Consider the following 15,536-nt stretch of genomic DNA (forward strand, 5'->3'; position numbering starts at 1 on the left):
CTGGCTGACAAATTAAGCAACAAGGACACCCTTTGCAGCCAAAGGGTGTCCATGTTATGCCATCCGTTCGATTTAAGGAAGGATATTGCCAGCAGCGAGGAAGATCGAGTACCACTCTTCGCGAGTGAGACGGATCTCGGCCGCCTTGATGCAATCCTTAAGCCGATCGATATTCATCGTGCCGATGACCGGTTGCATATTCGCCGGGTGACGAAGCAGCCAAGCGACAGCGATCGTCGTGTTCGTAACTTCGTATTTGGCGGCGACTTCGTCGATCTTTTTGTTCAGCTCGGGGAATTTCTCGTTGCCGAGGAATACGCCCTCGAAGAAACCGTATTGGAATGGAGACCAAGGCTGAATCGTAATGTCGTGCAATCTGCAGAAGTCGAGAATGCTTCCGTCGCGGTTAACTGCGGCACCGTTCTCCATGTTGACGTTGAAGCCTTGGGAGATCATCGTCGCATTCGTGATGCTGAGCTGGAGCTGGTTCGCGATAAGCGGCTGCTTCACGTATTTTTTCAACAGTTGAATTTGCATCGGATTTTGGTTGGAGACGCCGAAGTGGCGCACCTTGCCGGAGCTCTCCAGCAGGTCGAACGCTTCCGCTACCTCTTCCGGCTCGACGAGCGTATCCGGGCGGTGCAGCAGCAGCGTGTCTAAGTAATCCGTATTCAGACGCTTCAGAATGTTGTCAACGGAGCTCAAAATATGCTCTTTCGAAAAGTCGAACATGACGCCCGGCACGATGCCGCATTTCGATTGAAGAATAAGCTTCTCCCGAACGCTCGGGCTCATATGTACCGCCTCTGCGAATAGCTCCTCGGCTTTGCCGGCGCCGTAAATATCGGCGTGTTCGAAGAAGTTAGCGCCTTCATCAAGCGCAGTCTGTACGAAACGTTCGGCCTGCTGCTTGTCCAGCGACGGAAGTCGCATGCAGCCTACTGCAATAACGGGTACTTCTAAATTGCTGCTTCCAAGCTTCATTGTTTTCATGCTCATATACCTCCATAGGTTTGGGTTGATAATGGGATTGTGTATGGTGAATATGGCTCAAGGCCCATCCCCTCTATTGTTGCACAGGGCAACGGACGTTTCAATCCTATTAAGCAGGATGAAGGCAGTTAATCATGATAAGAAAGTATATTCCTTCGCAGGCTTGATTTGCTATTATTGGTGTAACAAGAGAAATGGGGAGGACAACCGCAATCATGAGTCAATTGCCCAAGCCTACCCAGCAGCCAGAAGAGAAGCCGGAAGGCTATCGACCGTTCCTAGCGCCGAAAGCGCTTAAAATGATCTATGGAGGGAAAACAATGACCGATCAACAGCACACCGTCGAAGGCCATCCGTCAACGAGCCCGATCAAAAACAAGGTAGGATCGATATTCGTGCCTGTACGCGATATCGAAAAATCTCGCAGCTGGTATTGTCGCGTTATGGGGCTGCGCGAGGAAGACTGCAGCATCATGGGCGGACATCTGTGTCCGCTGCCGATGGACGGCGTCGGCATCATTCTCGACACGATGCCGATGTGGGGAGGCGACCGGCCGGAAGGCGCTCCTTCGATTCAAACGCCGGCCTTCATGCTCATGACCGACGACTTGCAAGGCTCGTTCGATTTCATGAAGCAGCTTGGCGTAGAGCTTGTAACGGAAATCGAGCATGACCATTGGTTCGTCGTAAAGGATCCCGACGGCAACAAAGTGATGATCTGCCGCGAATAAGGGACTAAGGACCTCTGCATTTCACTTTAAAGTGGAATGTATGAGGTCCTTCATCTGGTCGTTGATTACTTTTGACTGGAAATCGTCCAACTAAATAGCTTGTTGTAGAAGGAACAAGTGCCTTTGATTGGAAATCATACAGCCTAATTCGCCGATTTAGCACGATTCCTCCAAATATGCCTCATATGCCTGTAGGAAATCCACCCAAACTGCTTTTCTGATGTCATTTAGCCCATTAGCCTGTATACAATCCAATCACCTCTGACTAGTTAAAGGACTCACATCGTGCAAGCACGTTTAGAACAATCCCCTATGTCATTATACTTGCAGCTGTTCCAGCCACACGTCCTTAAAGTCGATCCAACCAAGCGAATTCAGCTTCGTCACGCCCCGAACCGATGGATGCAGGTACGTGTTGTTCTTGCGGTGAGTAAGGAACAGGATTGTAGCATCCTTCCGGAACCGCTCTTCAATCTGGCGCAGTGCCGCGCGTCGCCGTTCATTGCTATCGGCAACGAGAGCCGTATCAACCTGCTCGCTTATCCAGTCCAAGCGATCGTTGTCCAAAAACGATTGCATGACGCAGCTTCCATGCTCGTAAGCTTCGATCTCGCATACTTCGTCCTCCGCGAGCACGATGCCGAACATCGTACAATCCGCTTCCATGACCTTCTCTAGGTTCGTTCCGGAGATCGTCACCTCCGCTTGGATTCCCCATTGCTTAAGGCGGTTCATGATCCATCTAGCATCGTCCTCATAATTCTCGTGTACGGCAATGAGCAGAGGTGAGCCGTCATAGTCCGCTTGCTGCAGCGCAGCGCGGACTTGCTCGGCTCGGTACGGCTCGACATTCAGATGCCGGTTCGTCTCTATTCGGAATCCGAAAGCCGGCATCACCCGGCTGCCTCCCAGCTCGTCGATCATATCGATCGGGTTCAAGATCATCCTCACTGCTTGACGGAATGCTTCGGAATGATAGGGCCCTTCACGATTGAAGTTCCAACAGAACATCGTACATCCGCGGCATAGCTGCTCAATCGCAAGCCAGTCTTCGACCGCTTCCTGGTCAATGGAGGGCCAGCCGCATTTACCGGTATGGAGGACATCCGGCGATACGGCCGTGTCTCCCCTGTATTCCTCCGGAAGAACAACGAGATCCACACGATCAAGAAAAGGTCTACCCTGATAATAGCCGTGATGTGCTTCGAGCCGAATGCGGTGCGCGGTGCTTGAGACAAGACGGAACGGGCCGGTCCCGATAGGTCGCTGCCAGAAATCATCCTCGGGATGTCCACCAAGCTCCGCGGGGATAATCGATGCCGCTGTCGTACACATGAACCGGTCAAAAATCCGGTTTGGCTTGTGAAGCCGGATCCGAATGACGAGACGGCTAACAGCCGCAATGTCCGAGACGCCGCGCATGATCCAGCGATTGTCCGCATCGCCGCGAAGCCGCTGAAGGGAATAGACGACATCGGCTGCAGACAGCTCTCTGCCGTCGTGGAAAAGCACGCCTTTTCGCAGATAGAAGGTCCATTCTTTGCCGTCTGAGTCTGATGTCCAGTGGTAGGCAAGTCCGGGCACGATCTTGTCGGTACGTTCGTCAAACTGCAACAGCCGGTCGCAAATCTGACGCAGTAGATGGGAGTCGAAAACATAGTTAACGTAAGCGGGATCGAGCGTCACGATCTGATGGATAATGGGAAAGACGAGCGTATCGCATGGTCCGTTTCCATCTCCGCGTTCCTCTTGCCGATAGCCGAAATGTCCATCCAGCCATTCCAAAAACTTTTCCTTCGCGTCCGTGCCTTCCCCGTAAGTGCCAAGCAGCTCGAACGCTGTCTTGTAATCGCCGCTCTCCGCACGGTTGCGTGCTAGACCAAGTAGATACGATGGTTTGTCCTTTAGGAATACGATCCTCGAATGATGGCCGCGTCCGCGTCCGGGCAGCCATTCGATCAATCCCTCGTCTTCCAGCTTCTGCAGAATGATTCTTGTGTTGCGCTTGGAGCAGAACAAAGCCTCCGAGAGCTCTTCCATCGTTACTTCCATAGGTGAACCTGTAAGGCGTATATCTCCGAATCGATCAACTAGGATCAAGTAGCGTTCAACGGTCTGTATCTGCAAAGTGATTGCCTCCTCTAGCAAGACGCTAATAGCTGTTTGAATAAAAGGGGAAATCCATTGCCGAAAGTATACGCTTTTTAGCCCCTTTTGAAAAGATCATAATGGTGACATTAAGAAGAAGCCGGAAACGGAAGAGGGGAATGGATATGTTGGAGGAGTACGTGAATGAGAAACTGAGACAATACCGACAAGCGGAGATGGAGCGATGGGCTCGCACTCGCGTGGAAAGAGGCATGGTTATAGAAGGCAAATCCAAGGTTGGCAAGCTGAGAGCAGGCTTCGGCATGTTGTTGTCACTCTTCGGTATACCTAAGTGACAGTAATGTCACTTGGATGTTTGTTTATTCGATGGATGGAAATAAAGAACATAATTAGAATAAAGGATAGAAAGGGGAGGAACATATGATGCAAAACGTGATCCTAACAAAAAATCTATCCAAAAACTATGGCGCTACTGCGGTGCTTAAAAACATTGACCTTGAAATTCAAGCCGGCGAGCTGACGGCCATTATGGGCCCTTCGGGCTCAGGGAAGTCTACGCTTATGAATGTGTTGTCTACGATTGACCGATTTACGGGAGGCGAAGTATGGCTGGAAGGAAAGTCGCTGCTGGGCATGAAGAAGCAGTCGCTAAGGCAATTCCGCCAGGAGCGCATGGGCTTTATTTTCCAAGATTACAATCTGCTAGATACGTTGACGGTGAAGGAAAACATCCTGCTGCCGCTGTCCCTTCGGGGCTTCAAGGCCGGAGAGATGGAGAAGCGTCTGCAGCCGATCCTTCAGGCGCTCAATATCGAAGCAATCGTAGCCAAGTATCCGAATGAAATATCGGGCGGCCAGAAGCAGCGCGTTGCATCGGCCAGAGCCATTATTACGGAGCCGGCGATCGTATTCGCCGACGAGCCTACGGGCGCTCTTGATTCCCGCTCTGCGACACAATTGCTGGAGCAGCTTGTCGGCCTTAATGCCGCATTCGGCACGACGATTCTGATGGTTACTCATGATACTTACGCGGCGAGCTACTGTAAAAGGGTTATTTTTCTTCGTGACGGCGGCGTTGTGAACGAGATTTACGCAGGAGAGCAGAGCCAGCGCCACTTCTATGATCGGATACTGGAGAATCAGAGCTTGATGGGGGGCAAGCTGCGATGAGCCTGCTTGATCTTACCTTAAGGAATGTGAAGCGCAACTTTCGGCTCTATTCCATCTACCTGTTCTCGATGATAACGGGCGTCATCATTCAATTTACATTCTCTTCGCTCATGTACAACGACGATGTGATCGCTGCGCTTCAGAACCGGGCGAACTTCCAAGTGGGCGTTGCTACCGCTTCGGTAGTGGTATACTTATTTATTATTTTCTTCATCCTGTACGCGAACTCGTTCTTCATGCGGCAGCGCAAAAAAGAGTTCGGGATGTACTTGCTGTACGGCTTAAACGAGAAGCAAGTCACGCGTATGGTTTTCTATGAAACGTTGCTTATAAGCGGGGTCTCGCTCGTGACTGGTATTCTGGTCGGCGGATTGCTGTCCAAGCTGTTCGGCATGCTGCTTATGAATCTGATGCAATATGATCAAGTAATCTCGCTGGCGTTCCCGGTTGAAGCTATAGCAACAACGGCAGGGGTGTTCCTTCTGCTGGCCATCATCATTAGCATACAGAGCTATATTATGGTGAATCGTGTACAGCTAACCGAGCTATTCCATGCGAAGCAGAAGTCTGAGAGGCCTGTCCRTGTCTCTGTGTGGCTTGCTTTGCTCGCTGTCTTGCTGTTAGGTATTGCTTATGGGCTCATTAGCAGCGGCAAAGGATCGGTATTCTGGCAGGATTACGCGACGGCGAGCATAATCGGCTCAACGGTAGGCGTTATCGCCGGCACGTATTTGTTCTTCCGCCAGTTCGCCGGCTGGCTGCTTCAGACGATAAGCAAGCGCAGAAAATATCACGAAGGCAATACGGTGCTGTGGACGTCATCGCTCCGTTTTCAAATTCGCGGCAATACGCTCAATCTGACCTTCATCTCGTTGTTCAGCGCAGCTATTATGATGCTGCTCTCCTTTGTAACGATCAATTATAAGGTGCAGTTCGAAGCGGTTGGGCGCAACCTGCCGAACGACATTGCCTTCCAAACGCTGGATGCAGCGACGAATGAACGAATCGACCGTGTCATTAATGAGTCAAAGCATAAAGCAATTTACCACCTGACGCATGAAGTGTTAGTCGTGACGCCGGTAACGGACATGAATGTAATCGTAGATAACCCTGAGATGTACATGCCGGAAGTACTGCTCGTGGCAGAGAGGACCTATAACGAGCTTATAGAGCTGCGCGGACATGATCGGAGCGTGAAGCTGCAAGGGAATGAAGCGGTATCGTTGTCGCAGGGCTCGGACTTTCCTAAGGTATATACGCCGGGGGAGCGGCCGGCATTCATCGTGAAGACAGATGAAGAGTCAACCTTCGCGCTTGTCGATAAGAAGGACTATGCCTATCTAGGCTGGTCAACCAATCCGGCAACGTCCATGGACTTGAAGCCGGCGGTGATTGTCATATCCAATGAATCTTATGACGGATTAAAGGCTCATACGGACAGTCGGCTGTATGAAATCTACGGCATTCGCGATGCGAGAAACGCCGACGAACTGTCGAAACAGGTCCATGCCATCGTCTCGCAGACGCCGGATGCCTACTACTCTTCGTTCGCCGATGTGTATTCGAAGCAGATCGAGAGCTCGTCGCTCATGCTGTTCGCCAGCGGATTTCTTGCTCTGATTGCGACGTTCGCGCTTGCCAGCGTCATCTACTTCAAGCAGCTGCGGGAAGCCACGGAAGAGAAGCTGCAATATGCGGTGCTGCGCAAGATCGGTGTCGATAACCGGCAGATCAAGAGCGTTATCCGCAAGCAACTGCTGTTCGTTTTTTTGCCTCCGATCGTGCTTGGCGTGTTTCATAGCTGGCTTATTATCAAATATTACATTCTCGAATCGGTGAGCGACTTTCCGGAGCTGCCGGGTCTAGTTGCAGCTATTATAGGCGTTTACTTCGTCATCTACCTGTTGTTCTACGCATCCTCCACGAATCTGTACTATAAGATCGTGAGCGAGAATGTCTAATAATATAAAAAATAAAACGCAATGACCTCTGAAGGTCATTGCGTTTTTTGTACGTGACTCTTTTGCAGCGTGCTTAGGTAGGGATCATTGTTTCTCGGAAAATGAATAACGAACTCGGTGTAGCTGCCAGGGACCGATTCGCAAGTAATGAAATGCCCTAGCTTCCTCGAAAGCTCTTGGGCAAGATACAATCCCATGCCGGTCGACTTCGCGTGCGTGCGTCCGTTGGTGCCGGTGAACCCCCGGTTGAACACTCTCGGCAGATCCTTCGCATCAATGCCGATACCGTTATCGCGAATGATGAGCAGCTTCTCTTGCTCGGCGACCCGAGCTGTAATCGTGATTTCCCCATGCTTGTTCGTATATTTGAGACTGTTGGTCATGAGCTGATTCACGATAAACAAAAGCCATTTGGAATCCGTTTGTACGACGGTCGGCGGGATGTCCAGTCGGATCTTAATTTTCTGAGTGATGAACGATTTGGAATGGGCTTTGACGACTTGCTTGGCGAGCAGCTCCAAGTTGCAATTCGCTAATTCGTAATCTTGATTAAAGCTGTCCAGCTTGGCATAATACATCGCTTGCTCCACGTAATGCTCGATACGGCTAAGCTCTTCCTCCAAGCTGCGGGGATCGACTTCCGTCTGCTGCATTAAGCGAAGGACGGCAATCGGCGTCTTGATCTCATGAAACCAGGAGACGATGAAATCATAATTGTCCTTCTGCTTCTGTTGCACCTCATTGAGCGCGCGGATATGAGACATACCGGCATGCTCCAGTGCCTCCCGGTACGCTTCGGCTTCAAGAGACAGCGGCTCGGCCTCATCGTCGTTCATACGGTTGATTGCTTGCGTATTCTTGACATAACGACGGAAGACGAATGCGGTTAGCACAATGAAAGCAAGTGCGAGCGCATAGAAGAAGGACTGCCATTGCCAGACGGTTAACGGATCAGTTGCGAATATTGCTACCGTAAGCAGGAATATAACGGCGCACAACAACAGGTAAGAGCGCTCATAACGGATGAATCGCCAAAACCTCATTCGACGATATACCCCATTCCTTTGCGCGTCGCGATAAAGTCGTCGGCTCCTAACGCCGCGATCTTGCGCCGCAGCCGGTTGACGTTAACAGTGAGCGTATTGTCGTCGATGAACTGTTCGTCATTCCAGAGTACCTGCATCAGATCGTCCCTCGAAATGATTTTGCCGATATTCCGCATGAGCGTCTGCAAAATAATGAATTCATTCCGCGACAGCTCTGCCGTCTGGGCTCCGAATTGAACGGAAGAGTTCGAGAGATGGAACACGAGCTGGCGATGCGTGATTTGGAGACTATCGTCTTGATATGTGTAATTGCGCCGCAGCAGAGCGCTTACCTTGGCGACGAGAACGCTTAGGTCGAACGGCTTCTGCACATAATCGTCCGCGCCCATATTAATAGCCATAATGACGTCCATATTCTGATCGCGAGACGAGAGGAACAGGATCGGAACCTTGGATACGGCACGAATTTGCTGACACCAGTAAAACCCGTCATACACGGGCAAATTGACGTCCATCAGTACCAAATGCGGCTGCGTTGCCGTGAACTCATCTCGTATACGTTCGAAGGAAGTAAGCTCAATAACCTCGTATTGCCACTTGCGTAAAGCGTCGGCGACGATGCTTCTAATTTTGTCGTCGTCTTCAATGATCATGATTCGGAACAAAGGCGACTCCTCCTTCTCCTTCCTACTATAGTTCAAAGCCGGGGGCTTGCTCAAGCGGCGATGTCCAAGGTTTTTTTGTTTTTCATGTGGCTTTTTCGCCTCGTGCGGTGTCTAATCAATTGTAAGATCAAGAGGAGGTTCTTACTCATGTCTCGAGCTCAAGACCAGCAGGCTGTTCATCCGGATGGAMAGGAAAAGATTGAACGATTCGAAGCTAACTATAATCAATATCGCCGAGCGATATGGAACTATTTCGCCATTAAAGTCAACCGCGAGGCTGCCGATGATTTGACGCAGCATGTATTTATGAAAGCGATCGAGAACCTGGATCGGTTCAATGAGAACGCAAGCCTGTTCACTTGGATATTCACGATCGCCCGAAATACAGCGAAAAACGAATATAGAAGCCGTTCGCGCAAGAAGGAGTACACGTCAGACTTTGCGGAATTGGAAGCTTCGCAATCGATTTCGCTTGATTTCGCTAAGTATGTGGAAATTCGAATCGATATCGGTTCCGCGTTAGGCAAGCTGAGCGAGTTGGATCAGCACATTATTTCGCTGCACTTCTTCATGGATTGCACGCTCGCGGAGGTTGCGGGGATCGTTGGCATGCGCCAGAGCGCAGTGAAGAACAGGGTTTACCGTGCACTCGAAAAGTTAAGGAAACAATTAAAAGATTGGGGTGACATCGCCATTATGTCTATTCAAGAGCTGATAGAGATTGTGAGTAAAAATGAACAGAGCGGCGCCGGTAGTGCAGGAGGCGAGAAAAAGGTTCATCAGGACGTATTGCGAGAGCTAAACGGCAGCGTGGAGCAACTGGCGAAGAAGCTTAAGCACCAGCCGTCACAGAAGATCGTTATTGAAATCTACCCTGACCTACCTGCTTTTCATCAAGCGGTAGGAGAGCCTGATGCTCCGAATTGGTTCATGGGCACATTTGCGGGGAATACGCTTAAGATTGTTTCCCCGCTTGATCCAGGCCCAAATCATACGTATCAATCCATTCTAAGATCGACGACTCATTTATTCGCGATGTGGCTCGTACGAGACATTAATCCAAAGGCGCCGAAGTGGCTGTGCCAAGGTATCGGCGGATACGAAGCGAAACAGATGAGCGAGCAATTTCTTAAAGATACGACTGCGGATGCTATACGAAGCGGAACCATTCCGACATTGGATCAGCTTGAGAATGATACATGGGATTTCGAAACGATGGGAGGTTTTCAATTTTCCTATTTGATGGTTGAATTCATTGAGAGGACGTACGGACTGGATGCTCTGAATCAGCTGATTCGCAGTCCTGGCAATTGCAGCGGAATACTCAATCGTACGGAGTCCGAGCTGCGGGAGCAGTGGATCCAATATTTAAGCAATCGTCCATGAGCATAACAATAAAGGCTGGACTCGCTGCCCGTAAGCAGCTTGTCCAGCCTTTGTTGTTGCGTTAAGCGATTTATTAAGCTTTACCTGCAGAACCGAATTCACGCATTTTGCCGGCAACTGTTTTCTTGATAGCATCGCGGCCTGGCGACAAGAATTTACGAGGATCGTATACTTCGGAATCGGAAGTAAGAATCTCACGAGCCACTTTCGTGAACGCGATTTGGTTTTCCGTGTTAACGTTGATTTTAGCAGTTCCCAGGGAGATCGATTTCTTGATGTCCGCTGTAGGGATGCCAGTTCCGCCGTGCAATACGAGAGGAAGCTTGATTGTTTGGCAGATTTCTTCCATTTCTTTGAAGCCCAGGTTCGGCTCGCCTTTGTAAGGACCGTGAACGGAACCAAGTGCAGGAGCCAAGCAGTCGATGCCAGTGCGCTCTACGAGCTCTTTGCATTCTGCTGGATTAGCGTAGATAACGCCGTCAGCAACTACATCATCCTCTTGTCCGCCAACTGTTCCAAGCTCAGCTTCAACGGAAACGCCGCGCTCATGCGCGTAAGCAACAACTTGTTTCGTTGTTTCTACGTTTTCTTCGAATGGGTGATGCGAAGCGTCGATCATAACGGAAGTGAAACCAGCGTCGATCGCTGCTTTACATTTCTCGAAGCTGGAACCGTGGTCAAGGTGAATGGCCACTGGAACTGTGATTTTCATCTCTTCGATCAACGATTTAACGATCGCAGTAACGACCGTGAAGCCGCCCATATAACGAGCTGCGCCTTCGGATACGCCAAGAATTACCGGCGATTTCTCTTCTTCGGCAGCACCAAGGATTGCTTGCGTCCACTCCAGGTTGTTGATGTTGAATTGACCAACAGCGTAACCTTCGTTCAAACCTTTAATCAACATTTCTTTCATCGAAACCAATGCCATTTGTTAAATCCTCCTTCAAAATAATTGCAACGTAAGAACTCGACTTTTCAATCATACCCMATTTGGCCGCCGTTTAAAAATGATCGTTCTAAGCCGGCGTACATACGAGTATGAACGGAATAATGTATCCCCGTCCACGCAGTTCCTTTAAGTCAATATGTTATCACAATTTTCACGATAAAACTACAAAATAGGAGCGGTTGATTCGTCGAATTGGAATGATAGCGCTATCTTGTCGTATGGTGCAATGAAGAGAGCATCAATAGGAATTCATGTACATGGAAATAATGAATAAGTGATTGTTAACGTGTTAGCCGAAGGGGAAGTGTTGATGATTTCGTTTATGCTGACATTGGGGCGGTTGTTGAAGGGACTGTGGAAGTCCTTGAAAATGAGAAACTTTCAAGCGCTGCTCATCCTAGTGCTTATTATGCTGCTGTCCGGTACGATTTTCTACGTGACAGAGGAAGGGCTGTCGATTATCGATGCCTTATACTTCTGCGTGACGACATTAAGCACGGTAGGTCATCCCAGCTTCGAGCCCCGGACGATTCTAGGGAAGCTGTTTACGATGGTGTATATAATTGTCGGCACGGGGTTGTTCCTCGGTCTGATTGGCTTTGTCGCTTATTCGCTTATTAAGCAGCCGGAGAAACCCGATGAACCCTCTCCATCCTAAAGTCTGTTTATTATAAAAAAGCCCAGGCATGAATCGCGCTGGGCTTTAGCTGTAATCAATTACTTTTTCGTACGCAGCACATGATTGAACTTATGAAGCATCTCGCCAAGCAATTGGCGCTCTTCTTCTGGCCATTCATCCAGCAGTCTAGCAATGCTGGCTTGCCGCGATTGCTTATATTCGCTAATCGCTTGCGCTCCCAGCTCGGTTATTTGGTAAAAGTAGGCCCGGCCGTCCTGCTCGTCAGGCACTTTGACGGCGTAGCCCTTCTGCTCCAGCGCGGCTGCTTGCCGGCTTGCGGTCGATATATCGAGCAGAAGCGCGTCCCCCAGCGCTTTGACGCCGGCCGAGCCTTCGACCGATATTTCATGCAGCAGCAAATAAGCGGAGCGGTCGAGATTGCCGACACCTTTATTCGAAGTACGGGAAGTAATAAGTCGGACTAGAAAGGCCAGTTCTAGCTCTATAGTCGCTAGTGAATCGTCATTCATGAATGGAACACCTCATTGGCAATTCATTTGATTGTTCATAGCACGCAGCGCGCTGCATTACTACTATAATGATAGACTTCGGCGTTGAATTAATCAAATAAACGCGTTGTAAATAGCCATTGACACCCCTTTAGTTGTATAATACAATCAAATGGTTGTATGATACAACATTAAGCGTAACCACTCCATCAAATGATCATAAAGGGGATAATTTCGTGGCTTCTACGGCAGTTTTAAAAAGTGAACCGGAGTTGTTGAAACAAAAGAACGGCATTCTGAATCAACCTATCGCCGTTTGGGCGGTATTTTTCGCGAGTGTCATTGCTTTCATGGGCATGGGACTTGTTAATCCGATTCTGCGTGAGTTGTCCGCCAGCTTGCACGCTTCTCCAAGTGAGGTCAGCTTGCTCTATACGAGCTATAATGCGATTATGGCCGTTGCCATGCTGATAACCGGTACGGTATCGACTCGTCTAGGAGCAAAGTGGACGCTGCTGTCGGGTATCGTAATCATTGCGATCGTATCTTTCTTCGGCGGATTCGCGGACAGTATTTGGACGTTGGTCGGCTTGCGCGCATTCTGGGGACTTGGCAACGCCTTGTTCGTTGCTACGGCTTTAACGGCTCTTGTATCGTTATCCAAGAACGGAACGGCGAAAGCAATCATCCTCTATGAAGCGGCTGCTGGCATCGGGATGTCGATCGGGCCGCTGCTTGGCGGAACGTTAGGCTCGATCTCGTGGAGAGGCCCGTTCTTCGGTGTCTCAAGCTTCATGGTCATCGGCTTCCTCGTTCTTATTCTGACGATGCCGAAACCGGCTGCGAAGACTGCTCCGCAGAACAAAACATCGCTGCTTGCACCGTTTAAGGCGATGAAGCATCGTTCGCTGTTGACGCTCGGTATTGTCGCAGCACTCTACAATGTAGGGTTCTTCACGATTATGGCTTATGCGCCATTCGTTATGGGATTGAAGCCGCGCGGGATGGGTTATGTGTTCCTTGGCTGGGGCGTGCTGCTGGCGGTTACTTCCGTCTTTATGGCCCCTAAGCTTCAAAGACGATTCGGCACGCTGAAGGCGATGTGCTTCATGTTGATCTTGTTCGCTGCTGATCTGGCGCTAATGGGTATTTTCACATCGACCAAATGGGTTGTTATTTCGGCGGTCATCTTTGCCGGGGCGATACTAGGCAACAGCAATACGCTTATTACGACTGCCGTAATGGACGCTGCTCCTGTAGAGCGTTCGACATCCTCGGCGACATACAGCTTCTTGCGCTTCATCGGTGCGGCGATTGCGCCGTATATGGCCAACAAGCTGGCGGAGATATACAATGCTCATGTGCCGTTCTATGTAGGCGCAGGGTTCGTGCTTCTGTCAATCGTGTTCATTGCGATCAGCTACAAGCATATCCGCCACATCGATCGGGCGAAGCCATCACACTAATCGTTAGTTTGAGCTAAGACGCAAAAGTCCATTCCACGAGGAATGGACTTTTTTATCGATCGATTAAGCAGTCGCTTGGGCGCTTGCAGAGCTATGCTTGCGAATCCGCACGGCCATTAAAGCCGCTGCGAAGCATACGAAGCCGGCGATGACGAACGCTTGCGAATAGCTGCCGAACCAGTCGCGCATAACGCCTGCTCCGTAAGCAGCGGTAGAGGCGCCGATCTGATGCGCAACGACGATCCAACCGAAGACCATGCCGGACTTTTCCTTGCCGAATGTCTGCCCAGCCAGCTTGGCGGTCGGAGGAACGGTTGCGATCCAGTCAAGACCATAGAAGACCGCGAATACGACGAGCATTGCCGGCGAACCGCCGAGCGCATAGGGTAGGAACAATAGCGACAGTCCGCGCAGCCCATAATACCAGAACAGAAGCCAGCGGCTATCGAACCGATCAGAGAGCCATCCCGATATCGTCGTGCCAAACAAGTCGAACAAACCCATCATGGCGAGCAGTCCTGCAGCAGTTACTTCCAGCATGCCATGATCGCCGCAAGCAGCAATGAGATGAGTGCCGATAAGGCCATTGGTCGAGAAGCCGCAGAAGAAGAACGTTCCGGCAAGCAGCCAAAAGGTAAGGTTCTTCATCGCCAGTCGCAGACTGCGCAGCGGGGCAAGAAAGAGATTTTCGCTGAAAACAGGCGGCTTTACGATCTGATCGGAGCCGTATGGCGCAGCTCCTACATCGTACGGATGGTTTTTCATCCAGAAGATGACGGCGACAAGCACGATGAGGATGCCCGCAATTGCGGTATAAATCGCATATCGCCAGCCGAAATCAGCAGTCATCTTCGCGAATAGAGGAAGGAATAGCAATTGACCCGTTGCAGCGCTTGCCGTCAGCAAGCCGATAATAAGTCCCTTGCGCTCCACGAACCAAAGATTGCTTACTGTGACGCCAAGCACGTTGGCCATCATCCCGGTAGCAAGCCCTGAGACAAGTCCCCATAGCAGCTCGAATTGCCATAGCGATTGAATGTAAGGCGTCGCTGCGAGGCTTGCCGCCAATACGGCAAGCGAGCTAATAACGACTTTGCGAATGCCGAAGCGCAGCAGCAAAGCAGCCGAGAAAGGACCTACTAGTCCGTATAGGAAAATGCCAATGGAGATGACGCTTGAGATGCCTCCTCTGCTCCAGCCGAATTCCTCTTGGAACGGAACGAGCAGAATACTCGGAAGGGAGCGGATGCCGGCGGATACGAGCAAGGTGGCAAAGGTAAGGAAAACGATGATCCATCCATAATAAAATCGCGGGCGTTTGACAGCATCTTGCCCAGCAGACTCATTCATGAGTAAACAACCTCCATTTATTATTCATCTATATTTTGTTTGTACATACAACTTAAAAGGCGCGGAAGAGAGTTAACTCTCCAGCTTCTGACTCGATTCTTCTTGATAGCCGGTCAATAATACAGCGGCTTCTTTGCCGAGAAGGGCTTCGTAGGTTTCCTTCAGCCGTTTGGAAGCTTCGCGAAGGGACGGTCCAAGCTGCTTGCCCTGTTCGGTTGGATAGACGAGCACGGTTTTCCCTTGAACCTTGCGCTCTACGAGTCTTTTCCCTTCCAGCTTATCGATGAAGCGAGTTAGCGTCGATGGCGTAATATACAGCTTCTCGGACAGCTCTTTCTGCGTAATGCCGGGTTGGCCGATGACGAGGCGGATGAGATAGCCGTAGGCCGGGGTAAGTCCGGTCGTAGCGAACGCTTCATCGGCCATGCGCGTAATCGCTCTGTTTAAGCGATTCGTCGTGAAATATAAACAGGTGTGAAGAAACGAATCGTCATGGTCGGAAGATTGCTCCGGAGCGTTATGAGTCTGTTGTTCATCGGGCATTATGTCGTCCTCCTTTTTTTATTTTGTATGTACAAC

The 15,536-nt window shown here is 50.2% G+C and carries 15 protein-coding genes; 7 read left to right on the forward strand and 8 right to left on the reverse strand.

Annotated elements, in window-relative coordinates; all coding sequences use genetic code 11:
• Positions 1 to 72: 72 nt before the first annotated feature.
• Positions 73 to 993: an aldo/keto reductase gene (locus AB4Z33_RS03860; RefSeq protein ID WP_442048642.1), complete on the reverse strand. Its 921-nt coding sequence runs from the start codon at positions 991 to 993 to the stop codon at positions 73 to 75.
• A gap of 215 nt (positions 994 to 1,208) precedes the next feature.
• Between AB4Z33_RS03860 and AB4Z33_RS03865 the strand changes: the two genes are divergently transcribed.
• Complete coding sequence (locus AB4Z33_RS03865; protein WP_442048643.1) at positions 1,209 to 1,724, forward strand: VOC family protein; 516 nt, start codon at positions 1,209 to 1,211, stop codon at positions 1,722 to 1,724.
• Between the two features lie 318 nt (positions 1,725 to 2,042).
• On the opposite strand, the gene AB4Z33_RS03870 is transcribed toward AB4Z33_RS03865, so the two are convergent.
• On the reverse strand, positions 2,043 to 3,851 hold the full coding sequence (locus AB4Z33_RS03870; RefSeq protein WP_442048644.1) for an ABC transporter substrate-binding protein: 1,809 nt from the start codon (positions 3,849 to 3,851) through the stop codon (positions 2,043 to 2,045).
• Positions 3,852 to 4,012: 161 nt separating this feature from the next.
• Between AB4Z33_RS03870 and AB4Z33_RS03875 the strand changes: the two genes are divergently transcribed.
• From AB4Z33_RS03875 to AB4Z33_RS03885, 3 genes are all read left to right on the forward strand, one after another.
• Positions 4,013 to 4,168 carry a hypothetical protein gene (locus AB4Z33_RS03875; RefSeq protein ID WP_442048645.1) on the forward strand — a complete coding sequence of 52 codons (156 nt, stop codon included), beginning with the start codon at positions 4,013 to 4,015 and terminating at the stop codon, positions 4,166 to 4,168.
• Between the two features lie 88 nt (positions 4,169 to 4,256).
• On the forward strand, positions 4,257 to 5,003 hold the full coding sequence (locus AB4Z33_RS03880) for an ABC transporter ATP-binding protein (RefSeq protein ID WP_442048670.1): 747 nt from the start codon (positions 4,257 to 4,259) through the stop codon (positions 5,001 to 5,003).
• Positions 5,000 to 6,964 carry an FtsX-like permease family protein gene (locus AB4Z33_RS03885; protein ID WP_442048646.1) on the forward strand — a complete coding sequence of 655 codons (1,965 nt, stop codon included), beginning with the start codon at positions 5,000 to 5,002 and terminating at the stop codon, positions 6,962 to 6,964. Before AB4Z33_RS03880 ends, AB4Z33_RS03885 begins: the two co-directional genes overlap by 4 nt.
• A 35-nt stretch (positions 6,965 to 6,999) precedes the next feature.
• Here AB4Z33_RS03885 and AB4Z33_RS03890 read toward each other — a convergent pair whose 3' ends face one another.
• Both AB4Z33_RS03890 and AB4Z33_RS03895 read right to left on the reverse strand, forming a co-directional pair.
• Positions 7,000 to 8,007, reverse strand: a complete 1,008-nt coding sequence (locus tag AB4Z33_RS03890; RefSeq protein WP_442048647.1) for a sensor histidine kinase — start codon at positions 8,005 to 8,007, stop codon at positions 7,000 to 7,002.
• A complete protein-coding gene (locus AB4Z33_RS03895) occupies positions 8,004 to 8,675 on the reverse strand; it encodes a response regulator transcription factor (protein ID WP_442048648.1) in 672 nt (223 codons plus the stop codon). Before AB4Z33_RS03895 ends, AB4Z33_RS03890 begins: the two co-directional genes overlap by 4 nt.
• A 147-nt stretch (positions 8,676 to 8,822) precedes the next feature.
• Between AB4Z33_RS03895 and AB4Z33_RS03900 the strand changes: the two genes are divergently transcribed.
• Positions 8,823 to 10,061, forward strand: a complete 1,239-nt coding sequence (locus AB4Z33_RS03900; protein ID WP_442048649.1) for an RNA polymerase sigma factor — start codon at positions 8,823 to 8,825, stop codon at positions 10,059 to 10,061.
• A gap of 73 nt (positions 10,062 to 10,134) precedes the next feature.
• Here the strand turns inward: AB4Z33_RS03900 and AB4Z33_RS03905 are convergent, their stop codons facing one another.
• The gene (locus tag AB4Z33_RS03905) at positions 10,135 to 10,992 is read right to left on the reverse strand and encodes a class II fructose-bisphosphate aldolase (RefSeq protein ID WP_337100670.1); all 858 of its coding nucleotides are present in this window, start codon (positions 10,990 to 10,992) and stop codon (positions 10,135 to 10,137) included.
• A 331-nt stretch (positions 10,993 to 11,323) separates the two neighbouring features.
• On the opposite strand from AB4Z33_RS03905, the gene AB4Z33_RS03910 reads away from it, so the two are divergent.
• A complete protein-coding gene (locus AB4Z33_RS03910; protein ID WP_442048650.1) occupies positions 11,324 to 11,671 on the forward strand; it encodes a potassium channel family protein in 348 nt (115 codons plus the stop codon).
• 59 nt (positions 11,672 to 11,730) lie between these two features.
• Here AB4Z33_RS03910 and AB4Z33_RS03915 read toward each other — a convergent pair whose 3' ends face one another.
• Positions 11,731 to 12,162, reverse strand: coding sequence for a MarR family winged helix-turn-helix transcriptional regulator (locus tag AB4Z33_RS03915; protein ID WP_442048651.1), 432 nt, complete (start codon positions 12,160 to 12,162; stop codon positions 11,731 to 11,733).
• Between the two features lie 215 nt (positions 12,163 to 12,377).
• Here AB4Z33_RS03915 and AB4Z33_RS03920 point away from each other — a divergent pair, with 215 nt between their 5' ends.
• Positions 12,378 to 13,607 (forward strand): MFS transporter, encoded by a 1,230-nt coding sequence (locus AB4Z33_RS03920; protein ID WP_442048652.1) that lies wholly within the window; start codon positions 12,378 to 12,380, stop codon positions 13,605 to 13,607.
• A gap of 63 nt (positions 13,608 to 13,670) precedes the next feature.
• Here AB4Z33_RS03920 and AB4Z33_RS03925 read toward each other — a convergent pair whose 3' ends face one another.
• Together AB4Z33_RS03925 and AB4Z33_RS03930 are read right to left on the reverse strand one after the other, a co-directional pair.
• Positions 13,671 to 14,957 (reverse strand): MFS transporter, encoded by a 1,287-nt coding sequence (locus AB4Z33_RS03925; RefSeq protein WP_442048653.1) that lies wholly within the window; start codon positions 14,955 to 14,957, stop codon positions 13,671 to 13,673.
• Between the two features lie 72 nt (positions 14,958 to 15,029).
• Positions 15,030 to 15,500 (reverse strand): MarR family winged helix-turn-helix transcriptional regulator, encoded by a 471-nt coding sequence (locus AB4Z33_RS03930; protein ID WP_442048654.1) that lies wholly within the window; start codon positions 15,498 to 15,500, stop codon positions 15,030 to 15,032.
• Positions 15,501 to 15,536: the final 36 nt, after the last annotated feature.

The organism is Paenibacillus sp. 2TAB19 (assembly GCF_052115185.1).
Lineage (GTDB): Bacteria > Bacillota > Bacilli > Paenibacillales > Paenibacillaceae > Pristimantibacillus.